Here is a 14615-nt window from a genome sequence, read left to right on the forward strand (position 1 = left end):
CCTTTCTCTTGCCGGGGCGGGGCGCCCAAGCCAGGGGCTTCAGAGCTTCTCCTGCATGATGCGGCGGTACCATTCGTGGAAGTGCTGCATGCCGTCTTCCATGGGCGACTGGTAGGGACCGGTTTCGTTCACGCCGCGCTGCATCAGGGCCTTGCGGCCGGCGTCCATGCGTTCGGCGATCTCGTCGTCCTCGATGGCCGTTTCCATGTAGGCGGCGCGTTGCGCCTCGACGAATTCGCGCTCGAAGGCCGCGATCTCCTCGGGGTAGTAGAACTCGACCACGTTCACCGTCTCCTGAGGGCTCTTCGGGTACAGCGTGGAGAGCACCAGCACGTGCGGATAGAGCTCGATCATGTGGGTGGGAAAATACGTGACCCACACGGCGCCGAAATCGGGCGCGTCGCCTTCGCGGAACGCCAGCAGGCGGTCATGCCATTGCTTGTAGACGTCCGAGCCCGGCTGGGCCAGCGCATTGTGCACGCCGACCCGCTGCAGGCTGTACCAGTCGTTGAACTCCCAGGTCAGGTCGTCGCAGGTGACGAAGCGACCCAGGCCGGGATGGAACGGACCGACGTGGTAGTCCTCGAGATAGACCTCGATGAAGGTCTTCCAGTTGTAGTTGCACTGGTGCACTTCGACGTGGTCCAGCACGTAGTCGCCGAAATCGAATTCGGGACGCGAGAACAGCGGAGCCATGTCGGAGGCCGGATCGCGCGGACCTTCGAACAGCAGGCCGTGGCAATCGCGCAGGCGGAACTTCTGCAGGTTCATGCAGGGCGTGGTGTCGAACTGAGGCGCGCCCAACAACTCGCCCTGGTTGTTGTACGTCCAACGATGCAGCGGGCACACGATGTTGCCGCCGGTAGCCTTCAGGTTGCCCGCCGTGTTGCAGTTGCCGGCCACGTTGCCGGCCTCGCCGCCAAGCATCAATGCCTGCCGGTGGCGGCAGACATTTGAGATGAGTTCGACGCCTTGCTGGTTGCGAACCAGCACGCGCCCTCCGTTTTCCTGGACCAGCGTACGCCAGTCCCCGATTTCGGGCACCAATTTCTGGTGGCCGACGTATTGCGAGGATTGCCTGAAAATGAGTTCTTGCTCGCGGGCAAAGAGGGCTTCGTCAAAATATGCGCTGACGGGTAGCTGGGTGCGAGCTGGCACTACGTGTGCCATCCGACCGATGTCGGTCATGATTCCCTCCGCTCGGATAAAAAAGCCAGGACGGTTGAGCTTTTGCCAGGCAGCTTTGCGTGGTGGCCTTGCCCAGCGTGCATGGTGGAACTGTCCGGCCGGGCCTGGGGGGCTTGGCCGAATCAGCCGGCTGTTGCCGGTTGCATCCCGCTGGGCAAATCCGCCAAGTGAAATCCGCCGGGTGAATTCCGTTCTGGCGCGAAGAAAAATCGGTGTCTGGCCGATCAAATAAGCCGTGAATTGTACCCCAAGCCCTTCCCCCGCGCCCGTGAAGATCCGTGAAGCGTCATGAAGCCGCGATTGAGCCGTTGCGGCCGGCGCGGAAACCCCGATTCCACCCGCCGGACTCGGCCTTTCAGACGAGTCTGCGAGTGGCCGGATGCCGCCGCAGCAGCCAGCTGCTGGCCGCCGACAGGGTGAAGACGGTAGCGGCCAGCAGGGGCACGGTCCACGCGTCGCTGCGCGAGCCGGTCATGGCGCCGGCACGGCGCGCCAGATCCAGGAACAGCGGATGGATCAGGTACACGCCGAAGGTCAGCGGCGCCAGCGGAGCCAGGCGCGGGACGCGCTGCGACGAAACGATCCACTGGAACGCGGCCAGCGACATGAACGGCACGGTCAAGCTGAAATAGTCATAGAAATAGGTATCCAATGTCCGGTTGCTGGACATCGTGTAGACGCCCAGCGCGGTCGCGGCCACGCTGGCCGCCAGCATCAGGCCGGGGCGCGGCACGCGCATCTGGCCGTCGAAGATCAGGCGGCCGGCCACGAAATAGCCCAGGTAAGGAAGGAACCAGGTCAGGAAAAAGCCGGCCGGAGCCCCGAGCGCGCGGCGGTACAGGGCGTCCAGGATCGCCACGCCCAGGATGCCGACGACCCACAGTCCGCGCGCCCGGGGCGTGCTGCGGGCATAGAGCAGCCGGGCGAGCGGGGCGAACAGGTACAGCCCCACGATCATGTACAGGTACCAAAGGTGGTAGTAGGGCTCGCCCTGGACGACCTTGCGGGGCCAGAACGAAAAATCGATGCGGCCATCGTCCCACCAGTCCAGCGCGGTGCGCCATGCCAGGTAGAAAAGCGTCCAGAAGACGAGCGGGGCGCAGATCCGGGCCATCCGCCGGCTGTAGAACTGGCGGGCGTCGTGGGGCTTGTCGGGATCCAGCAGCAGGGCGCCGCTGACCATGACGAAGACGGGCACGCACCAACGGGCCGCCGAATCGTAGAGATTCGCGGCCAGCCACGCTCCGCCGCCATAGGCGGCCGGGTTGCTGACGATCATGGCCGCGCTGTGCAGCAGGACGACGGCCAAGGCCGCCAGCCAGCGCGCCGCGTCCAGGCGCGCATATCTTTCTTCCAGGTACGGCATCGGACTCCCGGCTTGGTGCTTTTTTTCACCATAGCAGCCGGGAGCGCGGTGGGTGTTTCCAGGGGTTAGGGCCTGTTAACACCATCCTGCATACGTTTTGTCACGAAGCGGGCCGGACCTTACTGCAGGACGATGTTGGCCTGCTTGATCAGTTGCGAAACGATCGGCTGTTCGGTCTGGATCTGCTTGTCCAATTCGGCCGGCGTGCCCGACCGCGGGTCGATGCCCATGTCCAGCATGCGTTTCTTCACCGCTTCGTCCTGCAGCGTTTCGGCCAGCGCCTGCTGCAGTTTCTCCATGACGGGGGCGGGCGTGCCCTTGGGGGCGACGAAGCTGAACCAGGCGGTCAGATCGAACGAGGGGTAGCCCTGCTCGGACAGCGTTTCCAGCTTGGGCAGCGTGGCCAGGCGGGAGGGGCTGGTGATGGCGAACACCTTCACCTTGCCCGCGTCGGCCTGGGGCATGCCGGTGGCCACCATGTCGAAGAACAGGTCCACGTCGCCGCTGATGAGCGCGGGCAGGGCCTGGGTCGCGCCCTTGAAAGGCACGTGCAGGATGTCGATGCCGGCGCGCTTCTTGAAGAGCTCTCCGGCCAGGTGGGACGAGGTGCCCGGCCCGAAGGTGGCGAAAGTCAGCTTGCCCGGGTTCTGCTTGGCGTAGGCGACGATGTCCTGCGTGCTGTTGAAGGGGCGCTTGGGGCTGGACAGCAGGACCAGCGGGCCCACGCCCACCATGCCGATGCGGGCGAAGCCGTCCGGGTCGTACGGCAGTTCCTTGTACAGATAGCGGTTCGTGACCAGTGTGGAGTTGGTGGCCATCAGGATGGTGTAGCCGTCCGGCGCCTCGCGCGAGACGAACGCCGCTCCGATGGAGGTGCCTGCGCCGGCCTTGTTCTCGACGATCATGGGCTGGCCCAGCGTCTTGGCCATGCGTTCGGCCAGCATGCGCGTGAGCACGTCGGTGGCGCCGCCGGCCGGGAAGGGCGAGACGACCTTGATCGGGCGGGAAGGATAGGTATCGGCCTGGGCGCCCAGCGCGGCGGCGCCGAGAAGCAGGGTGGCCAGCAGTTTGAAGCTCGTGCGTATCATGTGTTCCCCTTGATGTCGCGTACGGTGTGGGTCGTGGGGCCCGGCCTTGTGCTTGCCAAGTTCCCTACGGATGCTTTAAATTCCGAATAATGGAATTTAATTTTGTTATTCGAAATAAACTATAAAAACGAAGCGAATAGAAATGCAATCTTTTTCTGACTCCAAGCGCATCGTCCACCCCGCCGCCAAGCCGGACGGCAAGGTCGAGCTGAGCCTGCCCGCGCGCCGCAAGCGCGCAGCCGGCGGGGGCGAGGGCGCCAACTCGCCCGATTTCATTACCGCGCTGGCGCGCGGCCTGGACGTGCTGCGCTGCTTCCGGCATGGCGTCACCGCGCTGGGCAACCTGGATCTGGCCCGGTTGACCGGCCTGCCCAAGCCCACGATCAGCCGCATCACCTTCACGCTGACCGAGCTGGGCTACCTGCGCTACCACCCGGACACGGGCAAGTATTCGCCGGGCTACGGGGTGCTGGCGCTGGGCTTCGGCCTGCTGGCCGGCCTGGAAGTGCGCGAACTGGCCAAGGCGTCCATGACCGAACTGGCCCGCGGCACGGGCGGCGCCGTCGCCCTGGGCGCTTTCGACGGCGACGCCATGACCTATGTCGAGGCGATCCACGGTTCCTCCGCGCTCTATCTGCGCCTGCCGGTCGGCTACCGCGCGAGCCTGGACAGCGCCATGGGCAGGGCCTACCTGGCCAGCCTGCCCGTGCCCGCCTGCGACGACGCGCTGGCGCGCCTGGGCCAGGCCGCGCCCGAGGCGGCCGCCATCGAGCGCGCTCGCGTGGAATTGCGGGAGTCGGGCTGCTGCTTCGCCATCGGCGAATGGCAATCCGGGATCAACGCGGTCGCGGTTCCGTTCTCGTCGGTTACGGGCGAGGGCGTGTTCGTCATGAGCTGCGGAGGGCCGGCCAGCCTGCTGCCCGAGGCGGAGTTGCGCGCGCGCGTGGCGCCATCGCTGCGGGCGGCGATCGCGGGACTGGCGGGGGCGCCCGCCTGAGACGCGCGGCGCCTCGGGGCTGGGGCTGGGTATCTCGTACAATTCACGGATTGATCCACCCCTAGCGTCCTCGGAGACCCGTTTGGCCAAACCCTCACAAGCCGACCCGCAGGTCGATGACCGTCCCTTGCCCCAGGATTTCGAAACGGCGCTGGCCGAACTCGAATCGCTGGTTGCGGCCATGGAAGACGGATCGTTGCCGCTCGAGCAATCGCTGGCGGCCTACCGGCGCGGCGTGGCGCTCACGCGAGTCTGCCAGGATCGCTTGGCGCAGGCTGAGCAGCAGGTGAGGGTCCTGGAAGGCGACTTGCTGCGCCCGCTGGATCCGACGGCGCTGGATGACGAATAAAAACCTGATGAAGCAAATTCAACTCGCCTTTCCGGAGTGGCTGCAAGGACGCGTGCGGCACGTCGAAGAGGTCCTGGACGATCTTCTGCCTCCCGCGGACGCATTGCCCGCCCGCCTGCACGAAGCCATGCGGTACGCCGTGCTCGGCGGCGGCAAGCGGGTGCGGGCCGCGCTGGTCTATGCGGCGGGGCAGGCCTGCCCCGTCAGCGGCAGCGTCCTGGCCGTCGAGGCCTCGCTGGACCGCGCCGCCGCGGCGGTGGAGCTGATCCACGCCTACTCCCTGGTGCACGACGACCTGCCGTGCATGGACGACGATACGCTGCGCCGGGGGCGGCCCACCACCCACGTGCAATTCGACGAAGCCACCGCCATGCTGGCGGGGGACGCCCTGCAGCCGCTGGCCTTCGATCTGCTGGCCTCCATGCCCATCGCGCCCGCGCTGATCGTGCAGGCGACCCAGTCGCTGGCGCGCGCCGCGGGCAGCCAGGGCATGGCGGGCGGCCAGGCCATCGATCTGTTCAGCGTGGGCCGGTCGCTGTCGCGCGACGAGCTCCAGACCATGCACAGCATGAAGACGGGCGCCATGCTCGCCTGCAGCGTGGCCCTGGGCGGGATCGTGGCCGGCGCCAGCTCGGCGGCGCGCCAGGCGCTGGATTCCTACGCGCAGGCCATCGGCCTGGCGTTCCAGGTCGTGGATGACATCCTCGACGTGACCGCCGACAGCGCCAGCCTGGGCAAGACGCCGGGCAAGGATGCGGCGGAGAACAAACCCACGTACGTATCGCTCCTGGGCTTGTCCGAGGCGCGGGCGTTTGCCGAGGAATTGCGCGAGGACGCGCTGACCGCGCTGGCCCCGCTGGGCGAGGCGGGCTCGCGCCTGGCCGAGCTGGCGGACTTTATCGTCCTCCGAGACCGTTGAGCCGAGACAAGCCCGGGCTGGATGCAGGCCGGGCCAACGAACCATATAAAAGCATGACGACAGATTTATTGGACCGCATTCAATCCCCGGCAGACCTCAAGCGCCTGGATCGCCGCGAGCTGAAGAAGCTGGCGGACGAGCTGCGAGGCTTTGTGCTGGAATCGGTATCCAAAACGGGCGGGCATCTGTCGTCCAACCTGGGCACCGTCGAACTCACGCTGGCCCTGCACCAGGTATTCGATACGCCCCATGACCGCATCGTCTGGGACGTGGGCCATCAATCCTATCCCCACAAGATCCTGACCGGCCGTCGCGCCGGCATGGCCCAGCTGCGGCAGCAGGGCGGGATTTCCGGCTTTCCGAAGCGCAGCGAGTCCGAATACGACGCCTTCGGCACGGCGCACTCCTCGACCTCTATCTCGGCCGCGCTCGGCATGGCGGTCGCATCGCGCAACGCCGGCGTGCAGCGGCAGCATATCGCCGTCATCGGCGACGGCGCGATGTCCGCCGGCATGGCGTTCGAGGCCATGAACAACGCGGGCGTCACGCCCAATATCAACTTGCTGGTGATCCTGAACGACAACGATATGTCGATCTCGCCGCCGGTGGGGGCGCTGAACCGTTATCTGGCCCGCCTGATGTCGGGCCGTTTCTACGCGGCGGCCAAGAATGTCGGCCGCGCGGTGCTGCAGCACGTGCCGCCGGTGCTGGAACTGGCGCGCCGCTTCGAAGAGCATGCCAAGGGCATGGTCACGCCGGCCACGCTGTTCGAGGAATTCGGCTTCAACTACGTCGGCCCCATCGACGGGCATGACCTGGACGCGCTGGTGCCCACCCTGCAGAACCTGAAGGCGCTGCAGGGCCTGCAGTTCCTGCACGTGGTGACGCGCAAGGGGCAGGGCTACAAGCTGGCCGAGGCGGACCCGGTCCTGTATCACGGTCCGGGCAAATTCGACCCCGCGATCGGCATCCAGCAATCCAAGGCGCCGGGCAAGCGCACGTTCACCCAGGTGTTCGGCCAGTGGCTGTGCGACATGGCCGAGCAGGACACGCGCCTGGTCGGCATCACCCCCGCCATGCGCGAGGGCAGCGGGCTGGTGGAGTTCGAAAAGCGCTTTCCGCAGCGGTATTTCGACGTGGGCATCGCCGAACAGCATGCGGTGACCTTCGCCGCCGGCATCGCCTGCGAAGGCCAGAAACCCGTGGTCGCCATCTACTCCACGTTCCTGCAGCGCGGCTACGACCAGTTCATCCACGACGTTGCCTTGCAGAACCTGGACGTCACCTTCGCGCTGGACCGCGCCGGCATCGTGGGCGCGGACGGCGCCACCCATGCCGGCAACTACGACATCGCGTTCCTGCGCTGCGTGCCCAATATGGTGGTGGCCACGCCGTCGGACGAAAACGAAACGCGCTTGCTGCTCTCCACCTGTTATCAGCACCCCGGCCCGGCGTCGGTGCGCTACCCGCGCGGCGCCGGTTGCGGCGCGGCGGAAGCGCCCGGCCTGGAGACCGTGGAACTCGGGCGCGGCGTGGTTCGCCGCGAAGGCGCCCGGATCGCCATCCTGGGCTTCGGCACGCTGGTGCAGGCCGCGTTGGGGGCCGCCGAAAAGCTGGACGCCACCGTGGCCGACATGCGCTTCGTCAAGCCGATCGACCGCGACCTGGTGCTTGACCTGGCCTCCCGGCACGATGCGCTGGTCACGCTGGAAGACGCGTCCGTCATGGGCGGAGCGGGCAGCGCCGTGCTGGAAACGCTGGCCGCGGCCGGCGTGCAGATTCCGGTGTTGCAACTGGGCCTGCCCGACGAGTTCATCGACCACGGCGAGCAATCGGCCCTGCTCGCCGGCATCGGCCTGGACGCCGCGGGCATCGAGCGTTCGATCCGCGCGCGCTACGCCGATCTGCTCGCTTGAGCGGGCCCGGCCCGCGTCGGTGAAACACAGTGTTCCGGCCCCGCCAACCTACGAATGAAAGGGTTTTCCCTGGCGATTGCCGGAGTATGGGCGATAATGGCCCCCTTCTTTTAGATTCCTAGGCCCGCGCGTATCCACGACCGAACGCCTAGACAGGTAAGCCGAAATGAATTCTCCGATCGACCCCGCCATCGTGATGCCTGACGTCCAGAGTTCGGCGGACACCCGGCACATTCCAATCCAGCGCGTGGGCATCCGTGGCGTGCGCCACCCCATGCTGGTTGAAAGCGGCGACGGTTCGCCCCAGGGCACCGTGGCCAACTGGACGCTGACGGTGGCGCTGTCCCCCGAAGAAAAGGGGACGCACATGTCCCGTTTCGTGGCCCTGCTGGAAAAGTATCGCAGCACGCCCATGACGCCGGCCCTATTCCGCGCCATGGCGGCCGACATGCTGCCCTTGCTGCATGCCGAGCGCGGGGACATCACGGCGTCGTTCCCGTATTTCATCAACAAGTCCGCCCCGATCTCCGGCGTGCAGAGTCTCCTGGACTACGAAGTCCAGTGGATCGCCCGCGCCCAGGGTGAAGAGGTCGAGTTCGAGTTGGTCGTGCAGGTGCCCGTCACCAGCCTCTGTCCGTGTTCCAAGGCCATCTCCGAATACGGCGCGCACAACCAGCGTTCGCACGTTACCGTCTCGGCCATCCTGAATGGCGACATCAGCATGGACAGCGTCATCCGCCTGATCGAAGAGGAAGGGTCGTGCGAGCTCTGGGGCCTGCTGAAGCGGCCCGACGAAAAGTACGTCACCGAGCGCGCCTACGACAACCCCAAGTTCGTCGAAGACTTGGTGCGCGACGTGGCGGCCCGCCTGAACGCCCACCCCGGCATCGCCCGCTATCGCGTCGAAGCCGAGAACTTCGAATCGATCCACAACCACTCGGCCTACGCCGTCGTGGAAGGCTGAGCTTTCCGTGCGCCATCCGGCGGCCAGCGACTGGCCGCTAATCGCCGGGCTGCAGGATTGGGAATCGCGGCTGGCCAGTCATCTGGCCGGCCGCGGCCGTTGCGGCGTCGCGCTGTACGAATTCTTCCGCTTCGGCGTAAAGCAGGCCTGGGCCTGCCTCTTCGGCGGCCTGATGTGCGCGCTGCTCCTGGGCACGTACTGGTGGTATCCCAAGGATGCGTTCCTGGCCCGCTACGATTTCCTGACCCTGGCCGCGCTGGGCCTCCAGGCGGCGCTGTTGGCGCTGCGCATGGAAACCTGGAGCGAGGCTCGGGTGATCCTGATGTTCCACGTCGTGGGCACGGGAATGGAACTGTTCAAGACGGCCGCCGGTTCCTGGGTCTATCCCGAGGCCAGCGTGCTGCGCATCGGCGGCGTGCCGCTGTTCACGGGCTTCATGTACGCGGCGGTGGGCAGCTACCTGGCGCGGGTGTGGCGCCTGTTCGACTTCCGATTCAGGGCGCACCCGCCGCTGGCGGCCACGGCGGTCCTGTCCGCGCTGATCTACGTGAATTTCTTCGCGCACCATTTCATCGCGGATTTCAGGCTGCTCCTCTTCGCGCTGACGGCCGTGCTGTTCGCCCGCACGTGGGTGTACTTCCGGATCTGGCGCGACTATCGCCGCATGCCCCTGCTGCTGGGGTTCGTCCTGGTGGCGTTGTTCATCTGGTTCGCCGAGAACATCGGCACCTTCGCCAACGCCTGGCGCTACCCGAGTCAGTCCGGAGGCTGGCAATGGGTGTCCTTCGCCAAGCTGGGCTCCTGGTTCCTGCTCATGATCATCAGTTACGTTATGGTCAGTGTGGTGAATCGTCCCCGCGAAATCGGACCGGCCGATGCCGTCGCGGGCGTGGATCCCGGCGCGGAGACGGCCCGTCCCTGATTTTTCAGGGCAGGGCGGCTTGCGTCGAGCGGCCCGATCGGCGATAATCGAGAGCTTTCTTGCTCGACCGCCCATGGTTTTTGGGCAGCGGGCTGCCCCTTGCGGGCCGGCGTCATCCGTTTTTGCGCATGCAATCCGTGCGCAGTGAACATCCGTGATGGAAAGCGCGGATGCAGGACGCCAGGCCAGCGAGACATCCTCAAGGAGTTTTACTCATGCGTCACTACGAAGTGGTGTTTATCGTTCACCCCGACCAAAGCGAGCAAGTGCCCGCCATGGTCGAGCGTTACCAAGCGCTGGTCACGGGCCAAGGCGGCTCGGTTCACCGCCTGGAAGACTGGGGTCGCCGTCAACTGGCCTACCCGATCCAGAAGCTCGTCAAGGCTCACTACGTCTGCCTGAACATCGAGTGCGGCCAAGCCACGCTGGATGAGCTGGAACACTCGTTCCGCTACAACGACGCCGTGCTGCGCCACCTGGTCATCAAGACCAAGAAGGCCCAGACCGCGCCCTCGATCATGATGAAGTCGGTCGAGCGCGAAGAAGCCCGCAAGGCGTCGGCGGAAGCGGCCGCGGCTCAGGCCGAGTAAGCAGGGCTCACGCAGAGCTCTTTCCCATTTTGTCCCCTCGGTGCCTGGCAGGATGAACAAGCTGGAACTCAGCGCCCGCGTTATCGAATGCGAGCCTTTGCGCCACACTCCCGCCGGACTGCCAGCGCTGGAAATGCTGCTGGCCCACGAGTCCGAAGTCATTGAAGCCGGCCTTCCGCGCCGCGTTGAATTGACGATCGCGGCGGTGGCATTGGGCGATCTGGCGTTGCTGTTGAAGGACACCGCGTTAGGGTCCGAATTGCAGGTGCAGGGGTTTCTGGCTCCCGCCCGCAAGGACTCGGTGAAGGTCAAGCTGCATTTGCAGCAGGCGCGCAAGATCGGAGGCAGCGCAGGGCGCGATCCGGTGGTGGCCTGAAGGGAATGAGCAAGTGGCGCGATGAGCGCCTTCTGAATACGGATAGGTTATGGGGATTCGGGCCCGATTCGGGTAAAACCGGCCCCCTCAAACAAAGAGGCACATATCATGGCTTTCTTCGGAAAACGCAAAGAAAAACGCAAATTCACGCAGCAGAACCCGCTCTTCAAGCGTCGTAAGTTCTGCCGCTTCACCGCAGCCGGCGTCGAAGAGATCGACTACAAGGATCTGGACACCCTGCGCGACTTCGTGCAAGAAAACGGCAAGATCATCCCGGCTCGCCTGACCGGCACCAAGGCAATCTACCAGCGCCAGCTGGACACCGCCATCAAGCGCGCGCGCTTCCTGGCCCTGTTGCCTTACACCGACAACCACAACTAATCCGGGGCACTGAAATGCAAGTTATTCTGCTCGAAAAAGTCGTCAACCTGGGTAACCTCGGCGAAGTCGTCCGCGTGCGTGATGGCTACGCCCGCAACTTCCTGATCCCCCAGAAGAAGGCCCGTCGCGCAACCGACGCCGCCATGAAGGAATTCGAAGCCCGCCGCGCCGAGCTGGAAAAGGCCCAGGCTGAAAAGCTGGCCGCCGCTCAAGCCCTGGGCGAGCGCCTGTCCGGCTTCCAGCTGAAGGTCGTCCAGAAGGCTGGCGTCGACGGCCGTCTGTTCGGCTCGGTCACGAACGCCGACATCGCCGACGGCCTGCGCAAGGCGGGTTTCGAAGCCGTCGAAAAGGCCCAGGTGCGCATGCCCACCGGCCAGCTGAAGTCGGTCGGTGAGTTCCCGATCCAGGTTGCCCTGCACGCCGACGTTCTGGTCGACGTGACGGTCCTGGTCGAAGGCGAACTGTCCTAAGCCGGTACCGGCAGTGAAAAGAAGCCGGCCCGCGCGCCGGCTTTTTTTTGCCTTGTACCGGGCGCGGCATTTCCTCAGAGGCCTCCTTGACCCAGCCACCCGTCCATCACAACGCCCCTCCCGGCTTGCGAGCCTGGCTCGACAGCGTGGACGCCTCGCGCGAACCCTCGGTGCGGGATGTGACGATAGACGGCGTGCGCTGCATCATCAAGCGCCGCCGCCCCAGCCTCGGCCGGGGCGTCAGCTATGTCATGCGCTATGCGCGCGCGCTGTTCCTGGGCATGGGGTGCAAGCTTTTCCTGGGTGAGTTCCCGCGGCCAGGCGTGTTGCTGCGCAATGGCCTGGCGCACGAATCGCAACGGCTCGGGCAGTTGCTCAAGGCCGGCTGCCGCGTTCCCGAGGTGTGGTGGCAGGAGCAGGGCCTGCTCGTCCTCGAATACGTGGGCGAGGATCTGGCCGACCTGATCCGCAACGAAGACACGACGTCGAGGCTCTGGCTCGCCCGGGCGGCCGCGGCCGACCTGGCTTCCTTCCATGTCCGGGGCATGTGGCACGGCGGCGCGCAGATCCGGAACGTCACGCTGCAGGACGGCGAGCTGTGGCGCATCGATTTCGAAGAGAATATCGGCTCGACCCTGTCGCGCCCGCTCGCCCAGGCCTATGATCTGTTCCAGATGCTGGCCTCGCTGGCGTCGTTGCGGAAACTGCCCGACGACGCGGCCCGGACGCTGGGTAAACTGGCGCTCGACGTCTATTTCGAGCACAACCCGGATCCCGAGGTCAAGGCCCGCCTCACGCGCCTGGCGCGGCTCCTGTGCTCCGCCGCCGCGCCCTTGCGCGCCGTGTTGGGGCGGGTGCCTTCGCGCGATATCCAAGGGTTCTTCCGCGTTGCGGACATCCTGCAGCCGTTACTATTGAAGCCATGAACACACCTGCCGATCCCCAGCTCGAGTACCTGCGCGTTCCTCCCCATTCCATCGAGGCGGAGCAGTCGGTCCTGGGCGGCCTGCTGCTCGACAACGCCGCCTGGGACCGCATCGCCGACGTCCTGGTCGAAGAAGACTTCTACCGTCACGACCACCGGCTCATCTGGCACCACATCGCCCGCCTGATCGGGCTGGCGCGCCCCGCCGACGTCATTACGGTCCACGAGTCGCTCGTCAGCGCCGGAAAGGCCGAAGATTCGGGCGGCCTGGCCTACCTGAACGCGCTGGCGCACAACACGCCTTCGGCCGCCAACATCCGGCGCTACGGCGAGATCGTGCGCGAACGCGCCATGCTGCGCAAGCTGGTCTCCATCGCCGACGAGATTTCCTCGGCCGCCATGAATCCGCAGGGCAAGGAAGCCCGCCAGCTGCTGGACGAGGCCGAGTCCAAGGTATTCCAGATCGCCCAGGAAGGCGCGCGCGGCGCCGCCGGCTTCCAGGAGATCCAGCCGCTGCTGACGCAGGTAGTCGAACGCATCGACGAGCTCTACCACCGTGAAAGCACGTCCGACGTGACGGGCGTGCCCACGGGCTTTACCGACCTGGACAAGATGACGTCCGGCATGCAGGGCGGCGACCTGATCATCGTCGCCGGCCGTCCGTCCATGGGCAAGACCTCTTTTTCCATGAACATCGGCGAGCACGTCGCCATCGAGGAAGGGCTGCCCGTGGCGGTGTTCTCGATGGAAATGGGCGCTGTGCAGCTGGCGATGCGTATGCTGGGCTCGGTCGGCCTGCTGGACCAGCACCGCATGCGCACCGGCAAGCTTATCGCCGAGGACTGGCCGCGCGTGACCCACGCGGTGCAGCTGATGCAGGACGCCCAGGTCTACATCGACGAATCGCCCGCGCTCAGCCCGATGGAAGTGCGCGCCCGCGCGCGCCGCCTGGCGCGCCAGTGCGGCCAGCTCGGCCTGATCATCATCGACTACCTGCAGCTCATGTCGGGCAACGGCTCGGGCGAGAACCGGGCCACCGAAGTGTCGGAGATCAGCCGTTCGCTCAAGGGTCTGGCCAAGGAGCTCAACTGCCCGCTGATCGCGCTGTCGCAGCTGAACCGAAGCCTGGAACAGCGTCCCAACAAGCGGCCCGTGATGAGCGACCTGCGGGAATCCGGCGCCATCGAACAGGACGCGGACGTGATCCTCTTCATTTATCGCGACGAGGTCTACAACCCCGACTCGCCGGACAAGGGCACTGCGGAAATCATCATCGGCAAGCAGCGTAACGGTCCGATCGGCACCGTGCGCCTGACTTTCCAGGGTTCCAGCACGCGCTTCCTGAATTTCTCGGGCGCGCAACCGCGCGACATGTACTGAGGGCATCCGGCAAAAAAATACCGCGCCATCGGGCGCGGTTTTTTTTCGCCAGCAGGCGCAGCGTTCAGCCCTCGGCCTCGGGCCGCTTGCCGTAGCGCGCGGCCAGCACGCCGCAGACCATCAGCTGGATCTGGTGGAACAGCATCAGCGGCAGCACGATCGCGCCCACGGCGTGGCCGGCGAACAGCACCTGCGCCATCGGGATCCCGCTGGCCAGGCTTTTCTTCGAGCCGCAGAACAGCAGCGTGATGCGGTCTTCGATGTTGAATCCCAGCGCCTTGCCGGCCAGGGCGGACAGGCCCAGCGCCAGCGCCAGGATCACCGCGCAGCACACGACCAGCCCGAGCAGGGCGGGGATGGGCGTGGCGCTCCACAGGCCTTCATTGATTGCCTCGGAGAACGCCGTGTACACCACCAGCAGGATGGAGCCCTGGTCGACGAACTTCAGCATGGCCTTGCGCTTGTGGACCCAGGCGCCGATCCAGCGGCGCGCGAACTGGCCCAGCACGAAAGGCAGCAGCAGCTGCGTCATGATCTTGACGACGGCATCGAACGAAACCGGCGCGCTGCCCGCGTTGGCCACCACGGTGCCCACCAGCAGGGGCGTCAGGAATATGCCCAGCAGGCTGGAGGCCGACGCGCTGCACACGGCGGCGGGCACGTTGCCGCGGGCCATCGAAGTGAAGGCGATGGCCGATTGCACGGTGGCGGGCAGGCAGCACAGGAACAGGATGCCCAGGTACAGCTCGGGCGTGACCAGCGGTTCCAGCACGGGCTTGAGCGC

The 14615-nt window shown here is 65.9% G+C and carries 16 protein-coding genes; 12 read left to right on the plus strand and 4 right to left on the minus strand.

Going from position 1 to position 14615, the window contains the following annotated elements:
• Window positions 1-39 precede the first annotated feature (39 nt).
• The 3 genes from ACN6PJ_RS27295 to ACN6PJ_RS27305 form a co-directional block, all read right to left on the minus strand.
• Complete coding sequence (locus ACN6PJ_RS27295; protein ID WP_427998904.1) at window positions 40-1188, minus strand: aromatic ring-hydroxylating oxygenase subunit alpha; 1149 nt, start codon at window positions 1186-1188, stop codon at window positions 40-42.
• A gap of 355 nt (window positions 1189-1543) precedes the next feature.
• Entirely contained in the window at window positions 1544-2554 is a 1011-nt protein-coding gene (locus tag ACN6PJ_RS27300; RefSeq protein WP_427998905.1) for an acyltransferase, read from the minus strand.
• A gap of 119 nt (window positions 2555-2673) precedes the next feature.
• Window positions 2674-3642 carry a Bug family tripartite tricarboxylate transporter substrate binding protein gene (locus ACN6PJ_RS27305; protein ID WP_427998906.1) on the minus strand — a complete coding sequence of 323 codons (969 nt, stop codon included), beginning with the start codon at window positions 3640-3642 and terminating at the stop codon, window positions 2674-2676.
• A gap of 142 nt (window positions 3643-3784) precedes the next feature.
• Between ACN6PJ_RS27305 and ACN6PJ_RS27310 the strand changes: the two genes are divergently transcribed.
• The 12 genes from ACN6PJ_RS27310 (at window position 3785) to ACN6PJ_RS27365 (ending at window position 13831) form a co-directional block, all read left to right on the plus strand.
• Complete coding sequence (locus ACN6PJ_RS27310) at window positions 3785-4639, plus strand: IclR family transcriptional regulator (RefSeq protein WP_427998907.1); 855 nt, start codon at window positions 3785-3787, stop codon at window positions 4637-4639.
• A gap of 82 nt (window positions 4640-4721) precedes the next feature.
• Window positions 4722-4988: an exodeoxyribonuclease VII small subunit gene (locus ACN6PJ_RS27315; RefSeq protein ID WP_427998908.1), complete on the plus strand. Its 267-nt coding sequence runs from the start codon at window positions 4722-4724 to the stop codon at window positions 4986-4988.
• 7 nt (window positions 4989-4995) lie between these two features.
• Entirely contained in the window at window positions 4996-5907 is a 912-nt protein-coding gene (locus ACN6PJ_RS27320) for a polyprenyl synthetase family protein (protein ID WP_427998909.1), read from the plus strand.
• 53 nt (window positions 5908-5960) lie between these two features.
• The gene (gene dxs, locus ACN6PJ_RS27325) at window positions 5961-7823 is read left to right on the plus strand and encodes a 1-deoxy-D-xylulose-5-phosphate synthase (RefSeq protein ID WP_427998910.1); all 1863 of its coding nucleotides are present in this window, start codon (window positions 5961-5963) and stop codon (window positions 7821-7823) included.
• A 166-nt stretch (window positions 7824-7989) separates the two neighbouring features.
• Entirely contained in the window at window positions 7990-8787 is a 798-nt protein-coding gene (gene folE2, locus ACN6PJ_RS27330; protein ID WP_427998911.1) for a GTP cyclohydrolase FolE2, read from the plus strand.
• 7 nt (window positions 8788-8794) lie between these two features.
• The gene (locus ACN6PJ_RS27335; protein ID WP_427998912.1) at window positions 8795-9709 is read left to right on the plus strand and encodes a DUF817 domain-containing protein; all 915 of its coding nucleotides are present in this window, start codon (window positions 8795-8797) and stop codon (window positions 9707-9709) included.
• A 215-nt stretch (window positions 9710-9924) separates the two neighbouring features.
• Entirely contained in the window at window positions 9925-10299 is a 375-nt protein-coding gene (gene rpsF, locus ACN6PJ_RS27340; protein WP_062684545.1) for a 30S ribosomal protein S6, read from the plus strand.
• A gap of 52 nt (window positions 10300-10351) precedes the next feature.
• Complete coding sequence (gene priB, locus ACN6PJ_RS27345; RefSeq protein ID WP_427998913.1) at window positions 10352-10675, plus strand: primosomal replication protein N; 324 nt, start codon at window positions 10352-10354, stop codon at window positions 10673-10675.
• Between the two features lie 108 nt (window positions 10676-10783).
• Window positions 10784-11056, plus strand: a complete 273-nt coding sequence (gene rpsR, locus ACN6PJ_RS27350) for a 30S ribosomal protein S18 (RefSeq protein WP_006218308.1) — start codon at window positions 10784-10786, stop codon at window positions 11054-11056.
• 14 nt (window positions 11057-11070) lie between these two features.
• Window positions 11071-11526 carry a 50S ribosomal protein L9 gene (rplI, locus tag ACN6PJ_RS27355; protein WP_427998914.1) on the plus strand — a complete coding sequence of 152 codons (456 nt, stop codon included), beginning with the start codon at window positions 11071-11073 and terminating at the stop codon, window positions 11524-11526.
• Window positions 11527-11612: 86 nt separating this feature from the next.
• Window positions 11613-12452 carry a hypothetical protein gene (locus ACN6PJ_RS27360; RefSeq protein WP_427998915.1) on the plus strand — a complete coding sequence of 280 codons (840 nt, stop codon included), beginning with the start codon at window positions 11613-11615 and terminating at the stop codon, window positions 12450-12452.
• Window positions 12449-13831: a replicative DNA helicase gene (locus ACN6PJ_RS27365; RefSeq protein ID WP_043548965.1), complete on the plus strand. Its 1383-nt coding sequence runs from the start codon at window positions 12449-12451 to the stop codon at window positions 13829-13831. Before ACN6PJ_RS27360 ends, ACN6PJ_RS27365 begins: the two co-directional genes overlap by 4 nt.
• A 64-nt stretch (window positions 13832-13895) precedes the next feature.
• On the opposite strand, the gene ACN6PJ_RS27370 is transcribed toward ACN6PJ_RS27365, so the two are convergent.
• The coding region (locus ACN6PJ_RS27370) for a bile acid:sodium symporter family protein (RefSeq protein WP_427998916.1) at window positions 13896-14615 on the minus strand (720 nt) is incomplete at its 5' end.

Source organism: Achromobacter sp. (assembly GCF_050285585.1).
GTDB lineage: Bacteria > Pseudomonadota > Gammaproteobacteria > Burkholderiales > Burkholderiaceae_B > Achromobacter.

What these genes read in the sequence shown, in the direction of transcription:
- ACN6PJ_RS27305 (WP_427998906.1), bottom strand. Translation starts at nt 3,642, where the DNA reads ATGATACGCACGAGCTTCAAACTGCTGGCCACCCTGCTTCTCGGCGCC.
- ACN6PJ_RS27300 (WP_427998905.1), bottom strand. Translation starts at nt 2,554, where the DNA reads ATGCCGTACCTGGAAGAAAGATATGCGCGCCTGGACGCGGCGCGCTGG.
- dxs (WP_427998910.1), top strand. Translation starts at nt 5,961, where the DNA reads ATGACGACAGATTTATTGGACCGCATTCAATCCCCGGCAGACCTCAAG.
- ACN6PJ_RS27295 (WP_427998904.1), bottom strand. Translation starts at nt 1,188, where the DNA reads ATGACCGACATCGGTCGGATGGCACACGTAGTGCCAGCTCGCACCCAG.
- priB (WP_427998913.1), top strand. Translation starts at nt 10,352, where the DNA reads ATGAACAAGCTGGAACTCAGCGCCCGCGTTATCGAATGCGAGCCTTTG.
- rpsR (WP_006218308.1), top strand. Translation starts at nt 10,784, where the DNA reads ATGGCTTTCTTCGGAAAACGCAAAGAAAAACGCAAATTCACGCAGCAG.
- rpsF (WP_062684545.1), top strand. Translation starts at nt 9,925, where the DNA reads ATGCGTCACTACGAAGTGGTGTTTATCGTTCACCCCGACCAAAGCGAG.
- ACN6PJ_RS27365 (WP_043548965.1), top strand. Translation starts at nt 12,449, where the DNA reads ATGAACACACCTGCCGATCCCCAGCTCGAGTACCTGCGCGTTCCTCCC.
- ACN6PJ_RS27320 (WP_427998909.1), top strand. Translation starts at nt 4,996, where the DNA reads ATGAAGCAAATTCAACTCGCCTTTCCGGAGTGGCTGCAAGGACGCGTG.
- rplI (WP_427998914.1), top strand. Translation starts at nt 11,071, where the DNA reads ATGCAAGTTATTCTGCTCGAAAAAGTCGTCAACCTGGGTAACCTCGGC.
- folE2 (WP_427998911.1), top strand. Translation starts at nt 7,990, where the DNA reads ATGAATTCTCCGATCGACCCCGCCATCGTGATGCCTGACGTCCAGAGT.
- ACN6PJ_RS27310 (WP_427998907.1), top strand. Translation starts at nt 3,785, where the DNA reads ATGCAATCTTTTTCTGACTCCAAGCGCATCGTCCACCCCGCCGCCAAG.